Source organism: Streptomyces sp. NPDC049970, from assembly GCF_040660235.1.
In the GTDB taxonomy this organism is placed as follows: Bacteria; Actinomycetota; Actinomycetes; order Streptomycetales; family Streptomycetaceae; genus Streptomyces.
Window position 1 is genome coordinate 1 of record NZ_JBFALP010000064.1, and the last position, 1,101, is coordinate 1,101.

Consider the following 1,101-nt stretch of genomic DNA (forward strand, 5'->3'; position numbering starts at 1 on the left):
GACAGCGGGGTTTATGCAGCCAGGGCTGCGGCTGGGATCATGATGGTCTCGTACTCGACGGGGGTCAATCGGGCCAGGCGTCTCTGACGCCGGCGTCGGTGGTAGGTGCGCTCGATCCAGGTGACGATCGCGATCCGCAGCTCTTGGCGGGTGGCCCAGGTACGGCGGTCGAGGACGTTCTTCTGCAGCAGCGCGAAGAAGCTCTCCATTGCCGCGTTGTCGCCGGCCGCACCGACCCGGCCCATGGAGCCGACCAGGTCGTGACGTGCGAGAACGGACACGAACTTCCGTGAGCGGAACTGCGATCCGCGATCGGAATGGACAGTGCATCCGGCGACCTGGCCGCGACGGGCCACCGCGGATTCAAGGGCTCTCACCGCGAGGCTGGACTTCATCCGGGCGTCGATGGAATAGCCCACGATGCGGCTGGAGTACACGTCCTTGACGGCACACAGATACAGCTTGCCCTCGCCGGTTGCGTGCTCGGTGATGTCCGTCAGCCACAACCGGTTCGGCCCGGCTGCGGTGAAGTCCCGCCGCACCAGATCATCATGGACAGGCGGCCCGGCCTTGGCGTTCTTCCCACGGCCCCTGCGCTTGCCGAAGGCACTCCACCAGCCGTTGTCCCTGCAGATCCGCCAGGCGGTCCGCTCAGCCATCGACTCACCGGCGGCCCGGGCCTCGTCCAGAAGGAAGCGGTGACCGAACTCGGGATCGTCGCGATGCGCGTCGAACAGGGCGTTGGCCCGGTATGCCTCGGCGAGGTCGGAACCGGTGACCGGTGAGGCCAGCCACCGGTAGTAGGGCTGGCGGGCCAGCCCGAGCACCCGGCACGTCACCGCCACCGGCACCCGGTGAGGGGCAGCGGCGGCGGCCAGCTCGCGGACGAGCGGGTACATCATTTTGACGGCAGGTTCGCCTGCGACAGATAGGCCGCAGCCCTCCGCAGAACCTCGTTCTCCTGCTCCAGCAGCCGGATGCGCTTGCGGGCCTCGCGCAGCTCGGCCGACTCACCCGACGCTGTCGCGGGCCTGGCGCCCTCATCGGTGTCGGCACGGCGCAGCCACTTCGACAGCGTGATCGGGTGGACGCCGAAGTCGG

General features: G+C 68.5%; 1 protein-coding gene. It reads right to left on the reverse strand.

Annotated elements, in window-relative coordinates:
- Window positions 1-11 precede the first annotated feature (11 nt).
- A protein-coding gene (locus AB0I83_RS31485; protein WP_363307055.1) for an IS3 family transposase occupies window positions 12-1,101 on the reverse strand; the annotation gives its coding sequence in 2 pieces (ribosomal slippage) (window positions 12-905 and window positions 908-1,101; 1,088 coding nt annotated over the 2 pieces). This gene is flagged as partial in the annotation.